Annotated in this window: 16 protein-coding genes; 10 read left to right on the top strand and 6 right to left on the bottom strand. The window is 39.2% G+C overall.

All coding sequences use genetic code 11. The features are described from left to right. Positions 1 to 3 precede the first annotated feature (3 nt). Positions 4 to 2,436, bottom strand: coding sequence for a VolA/Pla-1 family phospholipase (locus L1272_RS07565; RefSeq protein ID WP_235373107.1), 2,433 nt, complete (start codon positions 2,434 to 2,436; stop codon positions 4 to 6). 228 nt (positions 2,437 to 2,664) lie between these two features. Here L1272_RS07565 and L1272_RS07560 point away from each other — a divergent pair, with 228 nt between their 5' ends. Further along, positions 2,665 to 3,408, top strand: coding sequence for a YciK family oxidoreductase (locus tag L1272_RS07560; RefSeq protein WP_054562005.1), 744 nt, complete (start codon positions 2,665 to 2,667; stop codon positions 3,406 to 3,408). Positions 3,409 to 3,467: 59 nt separating this feature from the next. On the opposite strand, the gene pssA is transcribed toward L1272_RS07560, so the two are convergent. Next, positions 3,468 to 4,793, bottom strand: a complete 1,326-nt coding sequence (pssA, locus tag L1272_RS07555; protein WP_235373106.1) for a CDP-diacylglycerol--serine O-phosphatidyltransferase — start codon at positions 4,791 to 4,793, stop codon at positions 3,468 to 3,470. A gap of 288 nt (positions 4,794 to 5,081) precedes the next feature. Between pssA and trxB the strand changes: the two genes are divergently transcribed. The 4 genes from trxB (at position 5,082) to infA (ending at position 7,860) form a co-directional block, all read left to right on the top strand. After that, positions 5,082 to 6,032: a thioredoxin-disulfide reductase gene (trxB, locus tag L1272_RS07550; RefSeq protein WP_054551466.1), complete on the top strand. Its 951-nt coding sequence runs from the start codon at positions 5,082 to 5,084 to the stop codon at positions 6,030 to 6,032. A gap of 105 nt (positions 6,033 to 6,137) precedes the next feature. After that, positions 6,138 to 6,854 carry a leucyl/phenylalanyl-tRNA--protein transferase gene (gene aat, locus L1272_RS07545; protein WP_194441558.1) on the top strand — a complete coding sequence of 239 codons (717 nt, stop codon included), beginning with the start codon at positions 6,138 to 6,140 and terminating at the stop codon, positions 6,852 to 6,854. Continuing rightward, a complete protein-coding gene (locus tag L1272_RS07540; protein ID WP_054551468.1) occupies positions 6,847 to 7,551 on the top strand; it encodes an arginyltransferase in 705 nt (234 codons plus the stop codon). Before aat ends, L1272_RS07540 begins: the two co-directional genes overlap by 8 nt. A 90-nt stretch (positions 7,552 to 7,641) precedes the next feature. Then, positions 7,642 to 7,860: a translation initiation factor IF-1 gene (infA, locus tag L1272_RS07535; protein WP_002962494.1), complete on the top strand. Its 219-nt coding sequence runs from the start codon at positions 7,642 to 7,644 to the stop codon at positions 7,858 to 7,860. A gap of 171 nt (positions 7,861 to 8,031) precedes the next feature. Here the strand turns inward: infA and clpA are convergent, their stop codons facing one another. Further along, a complete protein-coding gene (gene clpA / locus L1272_RS07530) occupies positions 8,032 to 10,296 on the bottom strand; it encodes an ATP-dependent Clp protease ATP-binding subunit ClpA (protein WP_054551469.1) in 2,265 nt (754 codons plus the stop codon). Between the two features lie 71 nt (positions 10,297 to 10,367). Further along, positions 10,368 to 10,676 (bottom strand): ATP-dependent Clp protease adapter ClpS, encoded by a 309-nt coding sequence (gene clpS / locus L1272_RS07525; RefSeq protein WP_161804337.1) that lies wholly within the window; start codon positions 10,674 to 10,676, stop codon positions 10,368 to 10,370. Positions 10,677 to 10,885: 209 nt separating this feature from the next. Between clpS and cspD the strand changes: the two genes are divergently transcribed. Further along, complete coding sequence (gene cspD, locus L1272_RS07520; protein WP_036968098.1) at positions 10,886 to 11,101, top strand: cold shock domain-containing protein CspD; 216 nt, start codon at positions 10,886 to 10,888, stop codon at positions 11,099 to 11,101. Positions 11,102 to 11,533: 432 nt separating this feature from the next. Further along, entirely contained in the window at positions 11,534 to 13,756 is a 2,223-nt protein-coding gene (locus L1272_RS07515) for an NADP-dependent isocitrate dehydrogenase (protein ID WP_138615917.1), read from the top strand. A 98-nt stretch (positions 13,757 to 13,854) separates the two neighbouring features. On the opposite strand, the gene L1272_RS07510 is transcribed toward L1272_RS07515, so the two are convergent. Together L1272_RS07510 and L1272_RS07505 are read right to left on the bottom strand one after the other, a co-directional pair. Beyond that, positions 13,855 to 15,873, bottom strand: a complete 2,019-nt coding sequence (locus L1272_RS07510; protein WP_054551472.1) for an ATP-binding protein — start codon at positions 15,871 to 15,873, stop codon at positions 13,855 to 13,857. A 160-nt stretch (positions 15,874 to 16,033) separates the two neighbouring features. Next, positions 16,034 to 22,348, bottom strand: coding sequence for a M4 family metallopeptidase (locus L1272_RS07505; protein WP_235373105.1), 6,315 nt, complete (start codon positions 22,346 to 22,348; stop codon positions 16,034 to 16,036). 203 nt (positions 22,349 to 22,551) lie between these two features. Between L1272_RS07505 and L1272_RS07500 the strand changes: the two genes are divergently transcribed. The 3 genes from L1272_RS07500 to L1272_RS07490 all read left to right on the top strand — a co-directional run bounded on the left by L1272_RS07500 (position 22,552) and on the right by L1272_RS07490 (position 26,056). Beyond that, entirely contained in the window at positions 22,552 to 23,841 is a 1,290-nt protein-coding gene (locus tag L1272_RS07500; RefSeq protein ID WP_235373104.1) for a diguanylate cyclase domain-containing protein, read from the top strand. Between the two features lie 97 nt (positions 23,842 to 23,938). Next, positions 23,939 to 24,832: a TIGR01777 family oxidoreductase gene (locus tag L1272_RS07495; protein ID WP_235373103.1), complete on the top strand. Its 894-nt coding sequence runs from the start codon at positions 23,939 to 23,941 to the stop codon at positions 24,830 to 24,832. Between the two features lie 81 nt (positions 24,833 to 24,913). Then, positions 24,914 to 26,056, top strand: coding sequence for a GGDEF domain-containing protein (locus L1272_RS07490; protein WP_235373102.1), 1,143 nt, complete (start codon positions 24,914 to 24,916; stop codon positions 26,054 to 26,056). Positions 26,057 to 26,074: the final 18 nt, after the last annotated feature.

Raw genomic sequence — 26,074 nt, 5'->3', positions numbered from 1 at the left:
TAATTATTCAGTAACAACTTCTGTGTTTGTAACTTGAAGATACTGCCCACGACTTGCTAAGAAAGTCGCGATTTGTAATTGCATTTCTGTTGTTGCTGCTGCACTTTCTTCAGCAGTAGCACCTGAATCTTCTGTCGCTGCAGGTGATAATACAGAGCTGTGATGGCCTTTCGTGAATTTAACCACATAGCTCATTGCATCAGCAGTCGGGCCTTGAGTTTCTGCAACAGTTGATAAGCCCATTAGGTTAGCAAGAGGTAAGCTACCAGCAATTGGGTTGCTCGCCACCATTGGTGGAATAACCATATCAGCATTGTTGTTAGCACCATCGCCAACCACTACACTCATGTACACAGGCGTGCCAAGCGCTGCAACAGAGGCTGCATAGTTTGAAGGATCACCACTATCAAGGGCTGTTTGCGCAGCAAAAGCAAATTGAGTAATCACACTTTGAATGTTTGCTAGTTTTTCTGTTTCGCCTGCGACTGTTAGTGAACCAACATACTCTTTATAAGCACAAGTAACGAAAGCTGTTTGATTAGCTGCAAGTGCACCACAGTTTGATAACGCTTCATTTTGAGCATAAGCACCAAACTCAGCAGATTCAGCTGTACCGGCTGCAAGTAATACAGAGCCTTGAACAAATGGCCCAAATGTATTTGACTCAATTAAGAAGCTTGCGATACCGCCACCACCACTAGCAAGTGCTACGCTTTTCACGTTGAACATTGGATCAACTTGGTCAGCTAGCGGTGCATTAGTAACAGCAACAAATGCTGGTGCAACTACCGAGCCTAATGAATGACCTAAGAATGATACATCTTGCGTATTTAAATCAGCAGCACCGGTAAAGTTAAGTCCCAAACGTAAACCAAGTAAATCAGCAACTGATTGACGTAAGCTATCACGGGCTACTAATAATGATTGTAAGTTCATATAGCTTAATACCGAACCAGTAGAGGCATTAAAGTCGTCAGTACCGTCGCCATCTACATCTACACCACGCTCACCATGCATAGGATGATCGATTGCAGCTGTTGCAAAGCCTTGCAGTGTTAATTGTGCAGTAATGGCTAACATATCTTCTTTTTTAGAAGTAATGCCATGCTGAAGGATAACAACTGGCCAGCCTGTCTCAGGCATGCTCAATGCGTCTAAGCCGAGCTGAGCTCGCACTGCATTAATTACAGGTAAAATTGGTTTAGTAATTTGTACTGGCACATTAGCGATGCTCTGTGTTTTTGGAATTGTGTTGTACTTAGTTAGATGTTTAGTTTGGTCTAAACCTAAATCACGTAACTTGCCTTCACTTAACGCCATACACAGGCCATCAGTTTCGCTAATAGGGTCTGTTGGGAATGAATCACCCGCTGCGGCTGCATATCCAAGTACCGCAACACCGCTATCACATAAACCTTGCCAGTAAGTCGCAGATAAATCATCAACCGTTGTGCCAGTTGGTGTAGCTAAATACATAGGTAACATTACGCTACCTTTTTGATACTGCACACCACCAAACACAGGTGACACACCAGTAATACCTTGTGATGCAAATACTTGCTCAACGGTAATAACGGGTTGATCAGGAATTTGCACCATAGGCGTCGGTAGTGCATCTTGGGTTAAACTTGCAGCAAGAAGCTGCTTAACTGTTCCAAGCACTTGACCTGCTGATTGCATTGTCATCGCTGCTGAGTAAATGATTTCATCTTTTGTGATTGCACCACCTGATGTCACTGCGTTTTCATAGCTATTGATAACCGCTTGAAGTGACTTTTGTGAGTCGGTAATAAGTGTTGCTTCCTCGCTCACGAGTGCATAAGTTGAAGAAGGCTCAATTGAGCGCCCTTCTGAGTCCATTAATGACGTTGTCAAAACATTAATGTAAGTGCTGCCAGCTTTAAATGGCTTAAGTGGGATCACAGCAACCGCATCACCAGAACCTTGTGTGATAAAGTCAACACCGAAAGTAAGTTCAGACACTAATTTACAAGCGATACCAGCTGGTACTTGTGAACAGGTTTCGTCTGTTTGGCTTGCACCCATAACAACTTCAAAAATACGCACAGCGCCTGGTGAAGCAGCAGATGTCATATCAAGAGAGATACCCGAAGGAAAAGTTAAGTCAATTTTAAACGGAGTTTGCGTAGACCAACCATCAAGCGCACCAAGTGCAAGTTGTGGATCAGCATAGGCCGCACGGTCAACACTAACATTGTCGTCGTCTAATTCACCCGGCATATTTAAAGTACCATCAAGCGTACCACTCATAAGTAAATCATTCGGCACTGAGATAACACTATTCGCTGGGTCAAATTTTACTGTCGCGGTTGGGAGAACAGGAGGATTATCATTTTTTACATCTTCTAATGTTTCTCCTCCACCACAGCCAGTAATGGCTGACGCAATGGCTAGTGATAGTAGCAGTTTTTTCATAATTTCGCTCCGCGCAAATCTTATTGTTATTGTGTGTTCAAAGTTAAAAGTAGTGGTTCTACTACCTTCATTCTAAGTTAATTTAATGTAATTAGGTTATTAATGAGACATTAGACCAGTTAAACTTAACGTAAAGTTTCAATTTTCGCCACCTTAATTTGCAATAAATTCGATAACTTGGCTTTTTGCTATGGTAAAATAGTAAAAAACTTAATCGATGGTACGTTTATGCATACTTATAAAGCCGCAGAGAATGCGCTAAAAGACAAAGTAATTTTAATAACAGGTGCTGGTGACGGCATTGGTCGTGTTGCCGCACTAACTTATGCTAAGCATGGTGCCACTGTTATTTTACTCGGAAAAACAACCAATAAGCTTGAATGTGTTTACGATGAAATTGTAAACGCTGGCTATCCACAACCGGCTATTGTGCCAATGGATTTAAAAGGTGCCACAAAGCAAAACTACCGTGACTTAGCTGCAACCATCGAAATGCAGTTCGGTAAGTTAGACGGCTTACTCAATAATGCAGGTATTTTAGGTTCATTAGGTCCACTTGAGCACTTCTGTGTATCAACATTTGAAAACATCATGAAAGTGAATGTAACTGCACAAGCTATGATCACTAAATTTATGTTCCCTCTGCTTCGAAAATCTGACAGTGCATCTGTTATTTTTACTTCATCTGGGGTGGGTCGCCAAGGCCGCGAACACTGGGGTGCGTATGCTATCTCAAAGTTTGCTGTAGAGGGCATGATGCAAACGTGGGCTTGTGAAGTGGGTAAAACCAATATTCGCGTAAACTGTATCAATCCTGGCGCTACCCGCACATCAATGCGTGCATCTGCATACCCTGGTGAAGATAGGGATAAGTTAGCAACACCCGAAGATTTAATGCCAACTTATTTATACTTGATGAGCGACGACTCTAAAGAAGTGAATGGTCAGTCTTTAGATGCTCAACAAAAATAAGCCCGAAACAAATATCTAGACATAAAAAAAGCAGCTTTCGCTGCTTTTTAATTTTTCGATTAAATGAAGCGTTTGATAATAAAATCAACTTTTACACGTTTAGCCTGGCCCAATAGCTTTTTAACCGGCGCAGGATAGTCATTCATCGTTTCTAAGTCTTGTGGGCCTGTTAAACGTCGACAGTGCTTTAATATAGCTTGTTTTTCGTTTTCTATTTGTTCAAGGATATGCCGCTTAGGGTCGTCAATTAAAATACCATTTTCGATATCTAAGCCCCATGCCCGTGGATTTAAATTGTGCCCACTTAATAAGTGTAATCGCTTATCCGAACAAACCCCCTTCAAGTGGAACGAGTTACTCTCGTGCTTCCAAAGGTAAACATTCAAATTACCATTACTGATGTGGCGTTTTTGTGACTTTAAAAATTTATACAAAATGGTTTCGTATAAATAAGGTAATGCACCAATCTTACTAAACGGCTCACTTGGCGGCAGATAAAAGTCATTGGCAGTTTTATCCCCTACCACAATAGTTACCTGCTTACCTTGCTTTAATAAACGGCGTAATGAACGCATTAATGGTGCAGGAAAGTTAAAGTAAGGGGTATAAAGAACGAGCTCTTGCTCAGTGGTATCGAATAACGATTTAATTAAACGGTTCAGCTTATTACTTCTTCGCCCTAAACCTAAAAATAAACGCACACCCAACTCACCGGCACTGGCTTCTGCAGCGCTTTCGTAACTTGCAGATTTAAGTTCACGCATCAATTGCTTTTGCGCCACTTTAATATCATTAAATTGTATCAGTGGGCGCATATCAATTCGCGGTACGGCAACTGAGCTTAACAGATGTGTTTCTATAAATTCGATGACCGAATTACATAATCCAGCTTGGTGAACTAAGAAGTAACGGTCTAAACGATAACGGTCATCTTGCTGAAGATATACATTATTTAAGCTTGCGCCGCTGTATAATAATGTGTCGTCAATCACAAAACCTTTTAAATGCAGTACCCCGAAAAGCTCTTTGGCTTTTACCGGAACACCATGTACTTTCACATTTGATTGATACTGCTCTTGAAAATCACAATACATGCTGGCATTGCCATCAGACTTAGCTGCACCAATTAAACCACGTTGAGCTCGGTGAAAATCAACGAGTACTTTTACTTCTAACTCAGGATTAGCAAGTGATGCCTGATGTAAGGCAGTCAATATTTCTCGTCCTGCTTCATCATCTTGCAAATACAAAGCAGTAATATAAATTCTTTTTTTCGCTGAACCAATTAAACGCAATAGTTCAGTGCGATACTCTTTTGCATTGGTTAAGACCTGTACGTCTTCTGTAGTCAGCCCAAAAGCGGGCTTTTCCTGCCAAAATACCATAATTGCCTGTTAGTTTAGTTAGCTCATACCATGAGCTAATATCAAAATTAGCTAAAACATACCAAAAAAAAATTGCTTGGTCATGAATTACCGTACTTTGATCACAGAACAATTTGCAATTAGCCTATTTTATGAACAAAAATAGGTGTTTAAATTGCATTAAGTAAGGATTATTTGACAGCTTCGCAATTTGACTAAAAAAATAATCGGGGCTTTTGTTTACTTCCGCCTTGTTTTTCTTAGAATCGGGCGCATAGACATCGTATTGAAACGTTTTTAGGAAAAACCATGAGTGACGCAAAACACTGTAAACTATTAATCTTAGGTTCTGGCCCTGCGGGCTACACGGCAGCGGTATACGCAGCCCGTGCTAACCTTAACCCTGTTCTTATCACTGGTATTCAGCAAGGTGGTCAATTAACGACAACTACTGAAGTTGAAAACTGGCCTGGCGATGCACACGGTTTAACAGGTCCTGCATTAATGGACCGTATGAAAGAGCATGCTGAACGTTTCGAAACTGAAATCGTTTTTGATCACATTAATAAAGTTGATGTTTCAAAACGCCCTTTCACTTTAACTGGTGACTCTGGCACATATACATGTGATGCATTAATTATTGCAACTGGCGCGTCAGCTAAATACTTAGGTTTAGAATCAGAAACTAACTTCCAAGGTCGTGGTGTTTCTGCTTGCGCAACCTGTGATGGTTTCTTCTACCGTGGTCAAAAAGTAGCGGTTGTAGGCGGTGGTAACACTGCTGTTGAAGAAGCACTTTACTTATCAAATATTGCTGATGAAGTTCACGTTATCCACCGTCGTGACAGCTTCCGCAGTGAGAAGATCTTAGCTGATCGTTTAAAAGAAAAAGCTGAAAACGGTAACGTTGTTTTACATTACAACCGCACATTAGATGAAGTGCTTGGTGATGAAATGGGCGTTACTGGCATCCGCATTAAAGCAACTGATTCTGAAGAAACAGAAAACTTAGATCTTGCCGGTGTATTCATTGCAATTGGCCACAAGCCAAACACTGACATGTTTGAAGGTCAGCTAGAAATGAAAGACGGCTATTTAGTTGTTCAATCTGGTTTAAACGGTAACGCAACACAAACAAGTGTACCAGGTGTATTTGCTGCAGGTGACGTGTCTGATCACATTTATCGCCAAGCAATCACATCAGCAGGTACTGGCTGTATGGCTGCACTTGATGCTGAACGCTTTTTAGATAACCTATAAGTTAGTTGATCTAAAGCACTAAATACTGGGGGCTGTTGTAAAACAGCCCCTTTTTTATAGCTAAAATTTTGTTAAAATCAGAACAAAGAACAACGACAAGCTGATATGATCAAGCAACTGTACCAACTCTCGCCCGAGACTGTTGATTTTCCAGACCCAGAACTCGCTCTTGATGAGCCCGATGGCCTGCTAGCAATTGGCGGTGATTTATCAGTTGAGCGTATTAAAAATGCCTATAACACAGGTGTTTTTCCTTGGTTTAGTGACTATGAGCCCATCATGTGGTGGTCACCTAGCATGCGCGGCGTTATTGAGCTAAATGAATTTCATGTCAGTCGTAGCTTAAAAAAGCATTTAAAGCGTTTTCCTGTGCGTGTCACCATTAATCACGCATTTGCCCATGTTATCAATGCTTGCCGTGAGCAACGTATCGATGCTGAAGGTACCTGGATCACAGAGCAAATGATGCATGCCTATATTGAAGCGCACCATCAGGGGTTAGCACACAGTCTTGAGATTTGGCATGAAGATGAACTGGTAGCTGGCCTCTATGGCATTATGCAAAACGGTATTTTTTGTGGTGAATCAATGTTCCATCAAGTCAGTAATGGTTCGAAACTGGCGATGTGGGCATTAGTAAATTGGCTTAACAAACATCAAGCCCATTTTATTGATTGCCAACTAGAAAACCCTTATTTAATCACTTTAGGTGCAAAAGTTATCCCACGTAGAGAATTTTTAACTAGACTTAAATTAGCACACAGTTATGTGCCTAAAAAAGATATGTGGCAACCACAAGAGTTGATTAATATTTATGACTGAGCACTTACCCGCTAGGCTTGGTTTAAGCCAGCAATTTGATTGCAGTTATTTACCCGACCGTCAGGAACAACTACTTGTTATACTTGATCCGAGTTGTTATTGCCCTGATAAATTTGAACAATTATTAGCATTAGGCTTTAGACGCAGTGGCGACCAAATCTATCGTCCACATTGCCCTATTTGTAATGCCTGTAATTCAGTGCGCGTTTTAGCCCAACAATTTACTCCTTCAAAATCGCAAAAGCGCAAATTAAATAAAGCAAATAAGGTTTTCACGGTCAGTTATAGTGAGTACGAACGCGCAGAATACTACCCGTTATATTGCAAATACATCACGCAAAGACATCAAGATGGTTCAATGTTTCCGCCTGACCAAAGTCAGTACGAAAGCTTTTTGTTTTGCCAGTGGCTACCCGTTACATTTATAGAGTTAAGAGATGGCGATAAGTTAGTTGCCGTTGCGGTAACCGACTGTATGACCAATGCCCTATCAGCGATTTATACCTTTTTTGATCCCGACTATGAGCAATACAGTATCGGTAGCATCATGATCATGGAACAAATTAAATTTGCAAAACAACAAGCAAAACAATTTGTCTATTTAGGCTACCAAATCGACGAATGCACTAAAATGAAATATAAAACCCAATTTTTGCCTGCACAAAAGCACATTGGCGACGAGTGGTTGGCGATTTAATTTACAAAATTGAGCCCTGTAGCTTTACTTATTGCAGTATTTTCGGCAAAATCTGCAGCGTTTAACTATTAAAGAGGTGTTACGCTAAACATGGCGAAAGAAGACGTAATCGAAATGCAAGGTACGGTCCTTGATACTTTACCAAATACAATGTTCCGAGTTGAGCTAGAAAATGGTCACGTTGTTGTGGCTCATATCTCTGGTAAAATGCGCAAAAACTACATCCGCATCTTAACTGGTGACAAAGTAACCGTAGAAATGACTCCTTACGATTTATCGAAAGGTCGCATCGTATTCCGTGCTCGCTAAGTTAGTGCGTTAACGAGAGATTTAGCTTTTTGCTGCTTTGAATGAGCAGGTGTGTTTATTACAAAGAGCTAAAAGCGTTTGTTAAATGGTGTTCAAACTAACTTAGTTTTAATTCCATTTAATAAACAAAAAGCCCAGCAATTGCTGGGCTTTTTGTTTCAGCTTGATAAATTAAGCCGTTTCTAAGCTAGTCTCAAAGTCAAAGTGGATTTTTTTGTCCTTAATCGAAACCTTAACTGAACCACCATCGGCTAGCTCACCAAACAAGATTGCATTTGCCAGCGGCTTTTTAAGCTCATCTTGGATAACACGTGCCATCGGACGTGCCCCCATTGCTTTATCGTAGCCTTTATCTGCCAACCACTCTCTTGCTTTGGATGTAAGCTCAAGATTAACCGACTTCTTATCAAGTTGCGCTTGTAACTCAACAATGAACTTATCAACCACTTGCAAGATAATCTCTTTCTCAAGGTGATTAAACCAAATGATGTTATCTAAACGGTTTCTAAACTCAGGTGAAAACACTTTGTTGATTTCACTCATCGCATCATGAGAATGGTCTTGCTCAGTAAAGCCAATTGACTTACGTACAGTCTCTTGAACACCCGCATTCGTCGTCATCACCAATACTACATTTCTGAAATCGGCTTTACGACCGTTATTATCAGTAAGTGTACCGTGATCCATTACTTGCAGTAGAATGTTGTAAATATCTGAATGTGCTTTTTCAATTTCGTCTAGTAGTACAACTGCATGCGGATTTTTAATTACCGCTTCAGTTAATAAACCACCTTGCTCAAAACCTACATAGCCAGGAGGTGCACCAATTAGACGACTGACCGCATGACGTTCAACATATTCAGACATATCAAAACGAATAAACTCAACACCCATACACTTAGCAAGCTGCTTAGTAACTTCTGTTTTACCAACTCCTGTTGGGCCTGCAAATAAGAACGAACCCACTGGTTTATCTTCGTTAGCAAGACCTGAGCGTGATAAGCGAATTGCTGAAGTCAACGCATCGATTGATTGGTCTTGACCAAACACTAGCATCTTCAGGTTACGATCAAGGTTTTTAAGTGTTTCTTTATCGCTTGATGAAACGCTTTGCTGAGGGATACGCGCCATCTTAGATACAATTAGCTCGATATCAGCCACGCCAATTGTTTTCTTACGTTTAGAAACTGGCTGTAAACGTTGATTAGCACCAGCCTCATCAATAACATCAATAGCCTTGTCTGGTAAGTGACGTTCATTTATGTATTTAGCACTAAGTTCTGCAGCTGCTTTCAATGCTTTTTGTGTGTAACGAATACCATGATGCTCTTCGTAACGCTCTTTTAAGCCGTTAAGAATCTTCGTGGTATCAGCCACACTTGGTTCAAGCACATCAATTTTTTGGAAACGACGTACTAGCGCACGGTCTTTTTCAAAGATATTCTTGAACTCATTATAAGTAGTCGAGCCCATGCAGCGCAGTTTACCACTTGAAAGTAGCGGTTTGATTAGGTTCGATGCATCCATTACCCCGCCCGATGCTGCACCGGCGCCAATGATGGTATGAATTTCATCAATAAATAAAATTGAACCTGGTTTAGCCTGTAACTCTTTAAGTAGCGATTTGAAACGTTTTTCGAAGTCGCCACGGTATTTAGTACCCGCTAATAACGCGCCCATATCGAGTGAGTAGACCACTGCATCGGCAATCACTTCAGGTACTTCTTTGTTTACAATACGATAAGCTAAGCCTTCAGCTATGGCTGTTTTACCCACCCCTGCTTCACCAACCAATAGCGGGTTATTTTTCTTACGACGACATAACACTTGTACTGTGCGTTCAACTTCGTTGTCGCGGCCCACTAATGGGTCAATATTGCCATCAATGGCCTGTTGATTCAGGTTGGTCGTAAAGTTTTCAAGCTTAGTTGGCTCTTCACCTTGCACTTCTTGCACTTCTTCATGAATGTCATCGTGATCTTCACCGCCAATGTCGTCATCTGTTTTAGAAATACCATGCGAAATAAAGTTAACAATATCCAAACGATTAACATCTGATTTTTTAAGTAAATAAACTGCTTGGCTCTCTTGTTCAGAAAAAATTGCCACTAGCACATTCACGCCAGTAACTTCGTTTTTGCCTGATGACTGCACGTGAAATACAGCGCGCTGTAATACACGTTGAAAACCTAACGTCGGCTGTGTTTCTCTGTCTTCCTCAAGATCAGGAATAACCGGTGTTGTTTCGTCAATAAAATCTGATAATTCGACTTTTAATGCGCCCATATCTACGCCGCAGGCGTTAAGCGCTTCCCCAGCAGAAGGGTTATCGAGCAGTGCAAGTAAAAGATGCTCGACGGTCATAAATTCATGACGACGTGTTCTCGCTTCGCGAAACGCCGCATTTAAGGTTAGTTCTAAGTCTTTGTTTAGCATTGGCAACCCCTTACTGAGATAATATTTATATACCGTTGTGACGGGCTAATAAGTTCACCCTACCTTGGTATTTATTCCTGCTCACAACTACATAGCAGTGGATGCTCGTTGTCTCGTGCGTAACGATTAACTTGTTCAGCTTTGGTATGAGCTACATCGGCGCTGTAAACACCGCATATCGCTTTACCATTATGATGAACTTGAAGCATCACATCTGTTGCTCTATCGCTATCCATATTAAAAAACGTCATTAGTACTTCTATCACAAAGTCCATAGGCGTGTAATCATCATTATTTAAAATGACCTTATATTTTCGCGGTGGTTGCAATTTTTGCTTTTCACTATCGCGAACCGTTTCAATAACACCAGAATCTTTCATGCCACTCATAATTAAATATAGTCTTGTCTTTAGAACTCAAGCAAACTTGAATAAAAAAATAAATAAATTGTTAAAAAATAGTCTAAAACACTTGACTGACTGGCTAAATAAACTACAGTCAAATATAGATTGATTAATCATTAGTCAGTCTAGCAAATTACACGGTTTAGAATAACTAAATTAGTCAACTTATAGAAGGATGTAGAAGTATGGCTTGTGGAAAAGTCAAATGGTTCAACAATGCCAAAGGTTTTGGCTTCATCGTAGAAGACGGCAGCGAGACTGATATCTTCGCTCATTACTCAACGATTGTAATGGACGGTTATAAAACACTTAAAGCTGGTCAAGATGTAACATTCGAATTGCAACAAGGTCCAAAAGGGTTACACGCAACGAATATTGCGCCTAACGATGAAATCTCTTAGGTAAAACCTATTCGAGTATCAAGCGAGCGACCTTGTTAAGTTCCTCGCTTACTCTTCCACTAAAATTTATCCTTACACTTACCTTGAAATTCCATTTGTTTACCCCAATTGATTAATTGTTATTAGCCCTTTAGAGCCAAGCTTGTTACACTCTTGTTGCTTAAATTTAGCTTTTTCGTCATTTTGACGTAAGGCTTTTGGCTAATTTCATGATTTGCTTATTTAAGCTATAAGAATTTTACAGTCTGTCAGCTGTGGTTATTTTAATACTTTGTATTGAGTGGCAACAGCTAACAGACTGCTTGCTGTTGTTTTATCAAGGCACTTAAGCTTGGTAATTCAAAGCTATCTATTGCATTGTTGAATATGGCTAATTAAGGGTTACTGTTAGCAGTCATTACCAAACATTACGCCAACTATCTAGGAATGATGATGACATCAAAAATTATCTATACTAAAACAGATGAAGCGCCAGCTCTTGCGACGTATTCATTGTTACCAATCATCCAAGCGTATACAAACGCTGCTGGTGTTGAAGTTGAAACTCGCGATATTTCATTAGCGGGTCGTGTAATTGCAAACTTCCCTGAGTACTTAACAGAAGATCAACGTATTGATGATGCACTTGCAGAATTAGGTGAAATGGCTAAAACACCTGAAGCTAACATTATCAAACTACCTAATATCAGTGCTTCTATCCCTCAGCTACGTGCAGTAATCAAAGAGTTACAAGAAAAAGGTTACGCATTACCTGACTACCCTTCAGAGCCAAAAACTGATGAAGAAAAGAAAGTTAAAGCAACTTACGACAAAATCAAAGGTTCTGCTGTAAACCCGGTACTTCGTGAAGGTAACTCTGACCGTCGTGCTCCTGGTTCAGTAAAAGAATATGCGCGTAACAATCCACACTCAATGGGTGCATGGAGCAAAGATTCAAAGTCTTACGTTGCTAGCATGGAAGACGGTGACTTTTTCGGTTCAGAGCAATCAGTCACTGTTGCACAAGCAACTGACGTACGTATCGAGCATGTTGCTGAAAATGGTGACATTACAGTTCTTAAAGCAAGCACACCATTACTAGCAGGTGAAGTAATTGACGCTTCGCGTATGAGTGCTGCTAAGCTTCAAGCTTTCCTTGCAAAAGAAATTCAAGCAGCAAAAGACAAAGGCGTGTTGTTCTCATTACATATGAAAGCAACGATGATGAAAGTGTCTGACCCAATCATCTTCGGTCACGCTGTAAAAGTTTTCTTCAAAGACGTTTTCACAAAACACGCTGATCTTTTCAAAGAGCTAGATGTTGACGTAAACAACGGCTTTGGTGATGTATTCTCAAAAATTGAAAGCCTAGATGCAGCTAAAAAAGCTGAAATCGAAGCGGATATCCAAGCGGTATACGACAACAACCCTGCTATTGCAATGGTTGATTCTGACCGTGGTATCACAAACCTTCACGTACCAAGTGATGTGATCATCGATGCTTCAATGCCTGCTGCAATCCGTTCTAGCGGTCAAATGTGGAATAGCGAAGGTAAATTACAAGACACGAGCTTTGTCATTCCAGATCGTTGTTACTCAGGTGTTTACCAAGCAACAATCGATTTCTGTAAAGAAAATGGTGCATTCGATCCAACAACTATGGGTAGCGTACCTAACGTTGGTCTTATGGCTCAAAAAGCTGAAGAGTATGGTTCACACGACAAAACGTTCGAAGTAGCAGCAGCTGGTACAATCCGTGTAGTTGACACAGCTGGTACAACTTTACTTGAGCATGCTGTTGAGCAAGGTGATATCTGGCGTATGTGTCAGGTGAAAGACGCACCAATTCAAGATTGGGTTAAACTTGCTGTTAACCGCGCTCGCGCAACGAGCACGCCAGCAGTTTTCTGGTTAGACGAAAACCGTGCACACGATGCTGAGTTAATCAAAAAAGTTAACGCGTATCTGCCAAACCACGATACTGATGGTCTTGAAATCCACATTTTAGCACCTGTTGAAGCAACTAAATTCTCTTTAGAGCGCATCAAAGAAGGTAAAGACACTATTTCAGTAACTGGTAACGTACTACGTGACTACCTAACTGATTTATTCCCAATCCTTGAGCTTGGTACAAGTGCTAAAATGCTTTCAATCGTACCACTTATGAATGGTGGTGGTTTATTCGAAACAGGTGCCGGTGGTTCTGCGCCTAAGCACGTTCAACAATTCGAAAAAGAAAACCACTTACGTTGGGATTCATTAGGTGAATTCTTAGCACTAGCGGCTTCTTTAGAGCACTTAGCTGTTAATGCTGGTAATAAGAAAGCGCAAGTACTTGCTGATACGCTTGATAAAGCGACAGGTACTTTCCTAGCGGAAAACAAATCACCTTCACGTAAAGTGAAAGAGATTGATAACCGTGGTTCGCACTTCTTCCTTTCATTATTCTGGGCACAAGAACTTGCTGCACAAAATGATGACGCGGAATTAAAAGCACAGTTCACGCAAATTGCTGCTGATCTTGAGTCTCAAAAAGACCAAATCGTTGCTGAGTTAAACGATGCACAAGGTCCTGCTATGAGTGTTGGTGGTTACTTCCAACCAAATGATGAGTTAGCATTCAAAGCGATGCGCCCAAGCTCTACATTTAATGATATATTAGCAAAGTTAGTTTAATCTCAAACTAAGCTTACGAAAAAGGGTTATCAATTTGATAACCCTTTTTTATTGGACTCTGATCGCGAGCCATTTAGTGGGGTTAATTAGAAAAAACATTACATAAATAAGTGCTCTTTTGCTGAAATAATAGCTTGTTCTATGGCTGTATTTTTAACAGGTTTAGAAACAAACAAGTCCATACCAGCTCGCTTACATGCAGCCTTATCATCGGCTGAAGTATTAGCTGTCAAAGCAACTATGTAAGTTTTATGTACCGGGCAAATTAGCTCTTCTCTTAAAATACTAGTTGCTTCAATACCATCCATTTCAGGCATTACACAATCCATAAATATTAGATTGTAGTTATTTTGTTTGCACTTATTTATCGCATCAATACCATCGCATGCATAATCGGCAGTTAAACCTAACTTTTCTAAATGGGCTTTTAGAACAAAACGATTAATTTGGTTATCATCAACAACGAGTATCGACAATGGCAAGGTTGAAAAGTCAATATTTGCGGCAGTAATAAGGTCAGACGTCTGAGCTACTCCCCTTTTTAAAGTTAATTGAATATCAAAACAACTTCCTTTGCCGTATTCGCTAGTAACTTTAATAGAGCCGCCCATGTAGTCAATAAGTTCCTTAACTATTGCAAGGCCAAGCCCTGTACCACCTTTTTTACGCTCTTTGTTTACTTCTTGTGTAAAGGGTGAGAATAGTGACTTCATAAAAGATTCTGACATGCCGACACCACTATCACTTACCCGCAGATTTAGAAGCACATCATCACCTTGTTGCTGTGCGACAGCGCGCAATTTAATATCACCTTGCTCAGTAAATTTTAATGCGTTGCTTAACAAGTTAGACACTATTTGGGTGATCCGCGTGTTATCACAGTAAGTCCAGCACTTATCACTGATATCAATATCAACTTCAAAATTTAAGTTCTTTTCTTGGTATAGCGGTAAATATAACGAAGCAAGGTCAACAAAAATTGTCTTTAACAAGAAATGACATGGCTCTAGTTTCAGCTCTCCATGGTTAATTTTCGAAAAATCGAGAACTTCATTAATAATATTAAGCAATATATCGGCGCTACGAAGCGCAACTTTCAACTTCTCTTCACGCTTTTGCTCAGATTTCTCATAAAGCAAAGTCGTCAACATGCCAGTTATACCATTCAACGGAGTACGTAATTCATGACTTATTTTTGCAAGTAAAATACTACGATCTTCTAAGGTGCGTTCTGCGTCTGCCTTTTGCTTTTTAAGTTCTTCTCGCAATAATACCGATTTAGTAATATCTTGAAATGTACCTATTAATCTTACGCACTTTCCGTTTTTGAATTCAGGTTCACCAAAAGTGGATACCCATATAGGTTTACCTTTCGCTGTGATCAATTCAATTTCGATATTCCACTGTTTTCCATCTTCAATAGCTTCTTTCACAGCAAGCTCAATAGCATCCCTACTTGGCCCTTTTTTGTAATATTCTATGGCATTATCAAGTAAGGGAGTAAAATCTTCTGGCACCTCATGGATCGCTTTTGTTTGTTTACTCCAATAAAGGCGATTTGATGCAAGATCTAACTCCCATGAACCAATCTTCGCAACTTTCTCAACTTGAGCAAGCATAGAGTTCTTTTTTATTAATTTTTTTGATGCTGAATTTCGTGCAAACTCATTTCCAAGCCATTGCGCAAAAAGCTCAACATAATCATGGGCATCATCATTAAAAGGCGGTGAAGCTTGCGGTGCAGAAAAGTTAAGAGTACCAAAGACTTTATTACCTACAAAAATAGGTGCGCCAATATAAGATTCAAGTTTGAAATTCAGATAACAAGGATGCTCTGCAATAGTACTTTTAGAGGCTTGATGAAAAGATATCGCTTTATTCGCTGTGAGCGTATGGGTGCAATACGTACCCGATAGTTCAAACTGAGTACCAACAGCAATTGCATCATCTGGAGCAATTACGTGTATGACCGTGTAAACATTATTTTCTACACGACTAATTATCGCAAAATCAAGATTAAATACATCTAGACCAAATTTTAGTAACTCTGTTATTTTCTCTGAGAAGTCAGTATTTTGATCAGATACGATGTTGTGAAATTGGCGCAGAAAGTTCAACCTAGCTCCCTAGTTACACGAATTTTATTTTGCTTTAATAAGCATACCAAGAATTTCAAATAACAACAGTAGTAATCATAATTTATGACTGTATTTAAATTATTTATAATGACTTGCTCCTATTAAAAAAGCCCCTTTAAAAGGGGCTTTTTTCGCTATTTTAATCTCTGTATAGTCGCCTTCTATAAACAAAAGGTAACAAAGCAATGAGAAATACAAAAACGCCACCGCTACTAGATTCAGCTTTATCACTATTGCTAGTAGTAGGTACATTTTTAACAGTAACTTCTATCGATTGTTCTGTAGTTCCTTCCCCATCCGAAACTGCTACTTTGAATTTGAGCAATGAATCCTCTGAAACAGCTGGAGATTTAAATTTTAACGTTGCCGAATTCGATTGAAGAATATCAGCTTGAAGACCTTGCGTTTGTGTCCAATTGTAAGTTAACGACTGTGATTCCTTATCTATCGCAGAAACGGTAATTACACCGTCTGCATTCTCATTAACTGTATAACTACTAGCAAGTTCAAGAGTTGGCAATTGGTTTACATGCACGAATAGAACAGATTGTTCATGAACAAATTCCTCATAACCATCGTTAATGGTTAAAGAAATTGTCCCTTGCTTTGACTCTATTAGCTCTGACACTTTTAAGATTGCTATACTTTCATTTTGGTTTTCGATAGTAACTTCTGGTATTGAAATAGACCAGTGATACGTTAGCTCATCTGCGTCGCTATCTGACGTGCCTGACGCATCTAAAACGAAAATATGCAGCTCTTCTATCGTTTCAGGAATAATAAGAGACAATGTTGGTGCGCTATTAAGACTTTCTTGTGCAAGTTTTGCGACAACCTCAACAAAACCATTTTTCACGCCGTCTAAGTCAAACTCACTACCATCTTCAATCCTAATCACTGAACAATTGCTGCACTCGGCACTAAACTCGCTGCTTGCAATTATCTCTACCGATTTCCAACCATTTAACGTTAGTACGCGTGCTTGTAGCTCATCGCTTAATAAAGCGTTTTCGAGCATTGGTAAAGCAAGGTCTACTGATTCTGTACGCTGAGCGAGCTCAACATTGATGTTTATCATGTCACTCTTCAATTGGAAATGAGGATCTTCAACCCTCATCTGCGTGAAGGCATCAAGCAACATCTCTTCAGAGACATTCATATTTTCTATGAAGTGCTCACTGTGAGTGCGAATAACGTCACCTGCTCTGATGATATGGAAAACATTGTTCGTATATACATAAGAGTCAGATGCGAGTACCCCTTTCGAGGTGTTTGCTGAATTATCTAAGAAATCAACAATCCCATCACCATCACTGTCGCCTATCCACTCTACAATATCAGGGATATTATCACCATCGGTGTCCGCACTTTCATCATCAAAGTTAACATTATTAATTAATGGCACGGTCTCAGTTTTAGTCAGAACCGACTCTCCATTTTGTAAAATGTCATACTGTAAGGTAATGTCTCCTTGCCAAGTATCTTCAATACCAAAATAGCCACTCCAAATTGATGTGTCATACATATACACGTCAACTTCATTGATGACTTGTTCAGCAGATAATAATGTTACTTTTAGCTCTAAACTTTCATAATTTGAAAAGCCATATACTTGAATAGAAAGGTCGGCGCTATTCCCTTTGACCAAACTTGCCATTTTCTTACCATTTTGTTTATAAGTAGCACTGATAGTACGTGGAGCATCTTCATCTAAATGAATTATTTCAGATTTACTAAACTCCCCTGTATAACCGCCGTCGTATACTTCAAGCTCAATTGAATCGATTGACGATTCCACGATACTTGGGAAGACTACATTCTTAATCCCTTCAATACTGTAGTCACCAACATAATGGCTATAATTTCCAGCAGTTAAATTTAACCCCAAATAATCATATAGCGGTTTACCTCTTACATTAAGCGCAACGACGGGCAGAGCATTTCGATAAGCATGGGTATAAGGCTGAATATCAATACGAGGATTTATATGTAGGTTTATTGTGCCTGAGGCTGTATTACCTGCATTATCGCTTGCGATAATATCTACAGAGTAACGCCCTGACTCAAATTCTATATCTAACCCTGATTCGACAGTTATTTCTTTGATACCTGAGACCCTATCAAAGACAATAAATTGCTCTAGCAAGGTTTCAAACAATTGTTCTTCAGTAAATTCGCCGTTCATAGCGACGACATCATTTCGGATGGTTGGAGCCGTCGTATCAGTAACAAAGAATGTTTGCACAGCTCTTGCGCTATTCCCTGCAATATCTTCAGCGACCCAAGTTACTTGATTCTCGCCATATACTAGCGTTCTAGATAAAGGGTATACCTCAACTGCTGCTCTATTGTTATCAGTAACCTCAGGATAAAGACTTCTAGGAATAGATGTGTTTTCATAGACACCTTCAATTGTCACAGCTGTCAAATCAGAGAAAACAGGTGGTAAATTTTCTCCTAAATTTGGATCATCTGGATGACTATCCTCACTATCAACCACACCATCTGAATCAGTATCTTCAGCGGTTGGGTTTGACCCTATTTCAAATTCAGTTATGTTAGCCAAACCATCTCTGTCTAAATCTTGACTTGCATCGAATGAGTCAAGAACATTTAAGCCAAATTGATACTCCCAGAAATCTGGAATGCCGTCATTGTCGCTATCTAAACGAGTATCAACCTCTGAAAGCCATATAACTCTATCAATAAAGAATGGGTCATAGCGGTAAAAATCAGCATCAACTAGATTAAATTTAATGACGTTGAAGCCATCAGTGACTGGTATTAGTAAACGAGACTCATTATATTGAACCTGAATGTTTTCGTTGTTTAGTTGAACATTAAATCGGTCATATTTGTTAACTCTATAGTCAATTGTGATAAAACCCTGCTCAAACAAGCCAGCAATAGCAAAACCTGCATTTACTTCTGTATAATTTTCGCCATCAAACTTAGGATTGAAAGAAAGGCTATTCACTCCGTTTGTAGACCAACTATCACTTGAAATCCAGTCAACATTATTTGCTGCTAACACCGTAAAGCTGTTTGGTAACCCACCATATTCAAAACTTTCGAAAAGGTTATTTATTGCTGAAGGTGTTGAAGCGTAATCTGAAGGTGAGCTTTGTGCATAATACTCTTGTACGTCTGTATAACCATCTTCATCTAAATCAGCACCAGTAACATTTGCATTAATCGGTGAGGTCATAAGTATATTTACTTCATAACCGTCAGGAAGTTCATCTCCATCACTATCAGAATGTCTAGGATCTGTTCCAATACCATACTCTTGCAGAGCTGTTAATGCGTCATTATCGTAGTCAGAAGATGCATCATTAGCATCAGTTAAATTAAGCCCATTTTCAACTTCCCAAAAATCTGGCAGCCCATCACTATCTGTATCAGCATCGCTCGTTTTAGCAATAAACTTAAAATTATCTAGCCAAACAGCATCCTCTCCAGTAGATATTGATCCATCTTTTGAATATGAAAACTCAATAACGTTAACACCTTCGGGGATTTTAACAATTACCGACCCTTCTTTAGTCCCAGCGATCCACTCAATATCACTGTTTGAACCATTTATTTTCATTATAAAAGAGTCGCAACATTCTTCAGACTCTATTTTATAGTCAAATACAAGGTATGCTTCAGCGAAGACGCCTGTAGCACTGAATGAGCTCATTTGACCATCTGAGATTTTACCGGAGCGAATGCTTTGCGAACCATCGCTAGCAAAACTATTATCAATGTACCAATCTGCATTGTTCTCTGATGAATGGTTAAACCATTGAGGTAGTCTAGAATCTTCAAATGAACTAGTTAGATTCAATTGCTCTGGAAATGACTCTGCATCCTGCGGATCAGTTTGTAACTGAAACTCGGTAAAGTTGCTAAATCCATCATTATCACTATCAAGCATGGCATCAGTAGAGTCTGTTAAATTTAGACCATGTTCATATTCCCAGCCGTCTGGAATTTGGTCTCCATCTGTATCAAGGTTATTGGGGTCTCCCTGATGTAAAAACTCATTTAGATTACTCAAACCGTCATTATCATTATCTAGTAATGCATCATCTGGATTTGAAGGATCTAAGCCGTGCACAACTTCCCAAGAGTCAGGTATTGAATCACCATCATTATCGGCAAACTCATTACTGATATAAATGTTATCAATGAAGACAGTATCTAAACCGGATGATACAGAACCATCTTTAATATATGCGAATTTAAGTGTATTTAAGCCTGCAGGAATGACCTGCTCGAAAGAGCGCCAATCGGTAATACCAGAATCAATAACAATTAATTGCTCGTTTAGGTATACATACAAATGGTCAAAACCTGCTTCTGTAGAAAGTTTATAAATGAAACTTAAATACTTAGTCTGGTCTGTTACAAAGCTGTATTCAAAACTAGTCGCTTGACTATCGTCAATATCATTATTAGCCAAAGAGAAGCTATAGCTTTCATCTATTTGTGACGTTATCCATGACGTAGAAGGATCTGTAAAATTAAAACTTTCAGGAACAAGATTATCGTTAAAGTTAAAAGAGATTGTTGCAGGAATTGAAGGCGTAGAATCAGCATCCGTTGGGTCTGAACCTAATAAAAATTCAATTAGGTTAGTGAAGCTATCTTGATCTAAGTCACTTTGTGCATCTGCACTGTCTAGTGGATCTAACGAAAAATTGACTTCCCAACCATCTGTCATTTTGTCGTTATCAGAATCTGGATTAGTTAAGCTCGTTTGATATTCATGATGTTCTTGATAGTCCGTTAGGCCATCGTCATCTGTATCAGAATTATTTGGCAACGAATTTAATCTGTATTCTTCTAGGTTGCTCAATCTATCTTCATCAAGATCACCTGCTGCATCTGTAGGGTCTGATGAGTCGAGTGAGTATAACAGCTCCCAGTTGTCATCCATTTCATCGTTATCATTATCAATGAATTGGATGTTATTACATACAACGCCTACCGTATTGAATGCATCAACAACATCATTTGCTGCATAACCTAAATCTATGGCGCTGTTTATTGCCCCACATGCTCCATCGATAAAGTCAGTTGAATTAACCCAATAATTTTGGTTTGCGTAAAGCATAATTTGAAAAGCTTTTCGCGGATCCCACTCAGGCTTATTTGCAAGTAAATAAAATGCTCTGTTAAATACACCACTACTGTAATGGACATCAATGCCAGAATAAAACTGTGATGCATGGTCTATTGAAATACCATCATTTGACGGCGTTTCAAAATAACGCAATGCAGTTCTATTTTTTGTGATGTCGGCACCCGACAACCAATCTGTAGTGCCTCTGACAAAGTATTCAGCAGTTTCACCAGCCATGTCTGAAAAAGATTCATTTATCCCGCCTGATTGGTCAAAATAAAATAAATTAGAATTTTGTTCTGTTACACCATGACTTACCTCGTGAGATACAATATCCAAAGATACTAGTGGGTAAAAGCTATCAGCACCATCACCAAAACTCATCGCAGAGCCATTCCAGGTGGCGTTTTCCCATCCATCTCCTTGGTGAACACGCAGTAATAATTTAAAGGTCAGGGGCGCCGTGTTGTACCATTGCTCATACATATCAAACACTGAGGTACCAAATGCATGCGCATCGTTTAAAGGCGAATAGGCACCATTGACCTCTTTGTGAGTATTTCGATCACACGGGAATGAAAACGCAGATGATGGCTCACTGCCTGACTCCATCGAAACAGTTTTCACTTTATCATTCTCTAAAAAGCATGTTTCTCCTACTTGAGAAACTGCAAAGGCAGGATAATCTTCGCCATATTCATAACGGCCAACTTTCTCATTCCCCCCAGGACCCATCGCCTGTGTGTGCTTAATATTATTCCACGCTTTATACACTTCATAAGTATTTTCACTGATGATAGCTGAAGGCTTTGACTCATGTTCGGCATTTAAAATTTCAAGTTCAATTAAATATGCGTAATGAGCTTTATCATCCTTAACATAAATATAACGTTCTGATTTTATAAGCTTATATGGCAAGTCTAATGACAATTTAGCAGCTTCAAGTACTGCGTTAACTGCAGTATCTAAATCAAATTGATTGTTCGCTCTTAATTGTAATTGCGCATAATTGATGCCGGTCGCAAAAAAGCCACTCATGTGCTGTGACTTCTCTTGAACACGAATTTGCTGACCCCAAATAGGAATACCAGAGTAATACTGCTGCAGAATTTTATTTGATGAGCTTTTTCTTAACACACTATTAGAGTGTTGGTGAGTAGAAGTAATTTCTTCAAAATAAGAGCCTTTTATTTGGCTTTTTTGAAGAGTCTGATTCATTAACAACAGGTTTTGAAGTTGAGGCTTGTTAGATGGACTTACCCTTTCGACTGTTGCAGCTTGAAGAGAGTATGCACTGAACATACTAAAAACTGCAGCACCTGCAATTAATCCCTTATGCATAATAGTTCCTTAAATACATTTTTTACTTATTATCGGGACCAAAATACCAAAAATAAACACAATCTGCACCAATTTGTTAAGCTCACATTAATGAATTAGCTAAAATTTCGAATCCATATATCAAAACTCAAACTGGTAAAATACTCAACCTCAGTCAATACTTTATCATTACAGGTTAGTAATTTTAGGCTGTCGCTATTTCAATGTCGCTGAGAATTAAATTCATCTTTTTGCTATCTACCATTTTTTTAGTGGTGGTAGCCAATACCTTCATTATCTATGTATTAGATAAACAAGGTCAGGCTAAGCTTGAGGCAGTGATCCATACTCATGATGTGCTCGATGAATCAGAAAAGCTCTACAATCAAATAACGAACGCAGAAACCGGGCAACGTGGTTATTTATTAACGCAAGATCTGAACTATTTAGAACCCTACTACGCAGCACTTGAACAAGTTAAACAACATTTTTTAGCCATCAATAGACTAACGCTAAGTAACCCCGAACAACAAAATACACTTGCAGTAATAGATGAGCTAGTCGACAAAAAGTTAGCGGAGTTAGCGTTAACTGTCACACTTGTAATGCAAAACACGCCATATGCAATCGAAGAAGCAAAAGCGATTGTTTTGACGAATGAGGGGAAACAGTATATGGACCAAATCCGCAAGCATATTTTACTGTTTCAAAATATTGAACGTGCCAAGCTAGAACAGCAAAATGCTGACTACCAAAGAAACAGACTATTCATAACTAGGTTTGTTACTTTGCAAATACCATTAATAGTGACCTTGTTAGTTTTTTGTGCTTTTTATATTAATTCAAGGCTTTTTAAACCTCTTAAGTTGTTAATTCAAAACACTGAACAACTAGAAAAAGGCGAAAGACCTAAAATGTTGACGATTAATTACAACGATGAAATTGGCTTTGTGTTAAAACGTTTTGCACGCATGAGTGACATTGTTTATAAACGAACGAGCAAGTTAAATTTTCAAGCTAGTCATGATCATCTTACAGGTGTTTTGAATAGAACAGAGCTAAAGCCTGCATTAAAGCAAGCCATTTCTACTTGTTCTAAAGACAGTAAGCTGGCCGTTATATTTATAGATATCAATAAATTCAAAAAACTGAATGATGAGTATGGTCATTTAATTGGTGACCAAATTCTCATTGAAACCGCAAAACGAATTACGTCATCAGTTAGAGCTGATGATGATGTATATCGTTATGGAGGAGATGAATTTGTCATAATTACACATAATATTGCCAATTACAGATACGTTAATGCGATGATCACTCATTTATTAGCACGTTTTGACAATCCTTTTGTACTCGAACAGCTGACATTAAATATTTCATTAAGTATTGGAGTAGCCCTCGCTCCTGATCACAGCCTAAATCATCAACATCTACTTAAACTCGCTGACCAAGCAATGTATCACGCTAAGCATGAGTCAAAGAATAGTTATCACATACACAACAATCGCGGCTAGAAGACTAATCTAAATTACTGCTTTATACGTATAAATTTGCAAAAAGCCCCATCACTATGTATAAAAAATACACACAAATTTTAATTAAGGTAGCACTATGCATATTTTATTAACAGGTGGAACAGGCCTCATTGGTAGACATTTGTGCCCTTTCTTACTTAATCACCACAAGGTTACTGTGCTAACACGCAATCCGATACAAGCTGCTGTGATACTGACTCATCAGGTACACACTGTTAAGTCGTTAGATGAACTCAATTTTGAAGAGATTGATGCTGTCATTAATCTTGCAGGAGAGCCAATCGTCAATAAACGTTGGAGTGAATCGCAAAAGCGCACTTTACTTAATAGCCGGATTAATCTTACCCAACAAATCTCAAAAGCGATTAGCCGCTGTGAGTCCCCTCCTCACACATTCATTTCTGGCAGTGCCATTGGTTTTTATGGCCGTCAAGAAAACCAGCCAATCGATGAAAGCTTTAATGATATTTACCCTGAATTTAGCCATGTCCTTTGTCGTGATTGGGAGCATGCCGCAACGAAAGCGCACGGTGATCAAACTCGCGTTTGCTTGCTGCGTACAGGCATCGTTTTAGCAAAACAAGGGGGAGCTTTAGGTAAAATGTTGCCAGCTTTCAAGTTTGGTTTTGGTGGCCCTTTAGGTCATGGTCGTCAAGGGATGTCGTGGATCCATATAGATGACATGATCCAACTCATTCTTTTTGTGCTTTCACATCAAGAGATTCACGGACCAATTAATGCCACCGCGCCAAACCCCGTTGATAATAATGAATTTAGTCAAACACTTGCGAATGTAATTTCGCGTCCTGCCATGTTGCGTATGCCTAGTTGGGTTCTCAAATTGATGATGGGAGAGATGTCAGATCTTCTACTTCATGGTCAATTTGTGCTTCCCAATAAATTACTTAATCACAATTTCCGCTTCCATTACCCAACATTGAAGCCCGCATTAGAAAGTCTGAAATTATAGTTACAATGTACTAGTTGATAAGATTCAACTAATACATAATAATTAACCTGATTTTAGTCGAGTGATTATCCAGGGAAAATCATGATGCATTTACCCACCATAATCAGCATTTCAATTTTATTGAATGTGATTATTGGGGCGTTTCTACTGTCTTTATATTTCTTGAGACAACAAGCAAGCTATTTATATTGGGGTAGTTCGTGTTTACTTTTCGTATTTGCGCAGATCACCGCATCTCTGCGTGTTTTTATCGACTTCCCCTTAATTACCCATTACTTGGCTGATTTACTCATTATTTCAGCGCCTTTAGCTGCAATTTTAGGGATCCATGCGTTCAGTCAGTCAGATAAAAAATATCATAAAGCCTGTGCATTTGTAGTGATTCTATCCATGCTGATATTGCTGCCAGTGCATGACTCCCCGTTAAACCAAATAATCACCACGGCCATTATCGCCATATGCTTTAGCTACGCTGCTTTTGCCCTCAGAAAACTACAGGTTGAGCGCATCATGCATCTTGCTTTACTAAAACTATGCTTTGTAATTCATGCTTTGATTATGCTTTTACAGTTTTCGCTTTTAGTTTCGGATTATCAAGACATTATTGATACTGATTTAACTCACATTCTCGCGGTCATTCTGATAAGCCATATTATAATTACCACTCTAACCGCCATGATCTGGCCATTAATGATGTTTTTAGAATCAGAGCAAGTACTAAACGATCTAGCAAATCGAGATCCACTTACTGGATTACTAAACCGTAGATCATTTATAACAATTAGTAACAGCTACTTAGAACAAGCTAATCATAACCTGACTGAACTCTGCGCTTTGATGATTGATATCGATTTCTTTAAAAAAGTAAATGACCAATATGGTCACGAAACAGGAGATGAAGCACTCAAATGGGTTGCAAAAAAGATTAAAAGCCAACTACGTGAACACGATTTGGTGGCCAGAATCGGTGGTGAAGAATTTGCAGTCATACTACCTAGCACAACTCAAACTCAAGGCGAAAGCCTATCTGAACGAATTCGTTTAGCGATACACAACGATCGTTTCTTTTATCAAAACCAAGCTCTAAAGCTTACGATCAGTGTCGGTATTATTACACATAAATCGGGCACCAATAATGTCAATGAGTTGCTCGCAAAAGCCGATAAAGGTTTGTACAAAGCCAAGTCAAATGGCCGAAATCAAGTTGTAACTATGGCATTTTAAATGCGGTAGTTAGAATCT

The organism is Pseudoalteromonas sp. PAST1 (assembly GCF_021532515.1).
In the GTDB taxonomy this organism is placed as follows: Bacteria; Pseudomonadota; Gammaproteobacteria; order Enterobacterales; family Alteromonadaceae; genus Pseudoalteromonas; species Pseudoalteromonas simplex.
The sequence above is the reverse complement of the archived record's forward strand: the minus strand, read 5'-3'. Positions and strand labels throughout refer to the sequence as shown.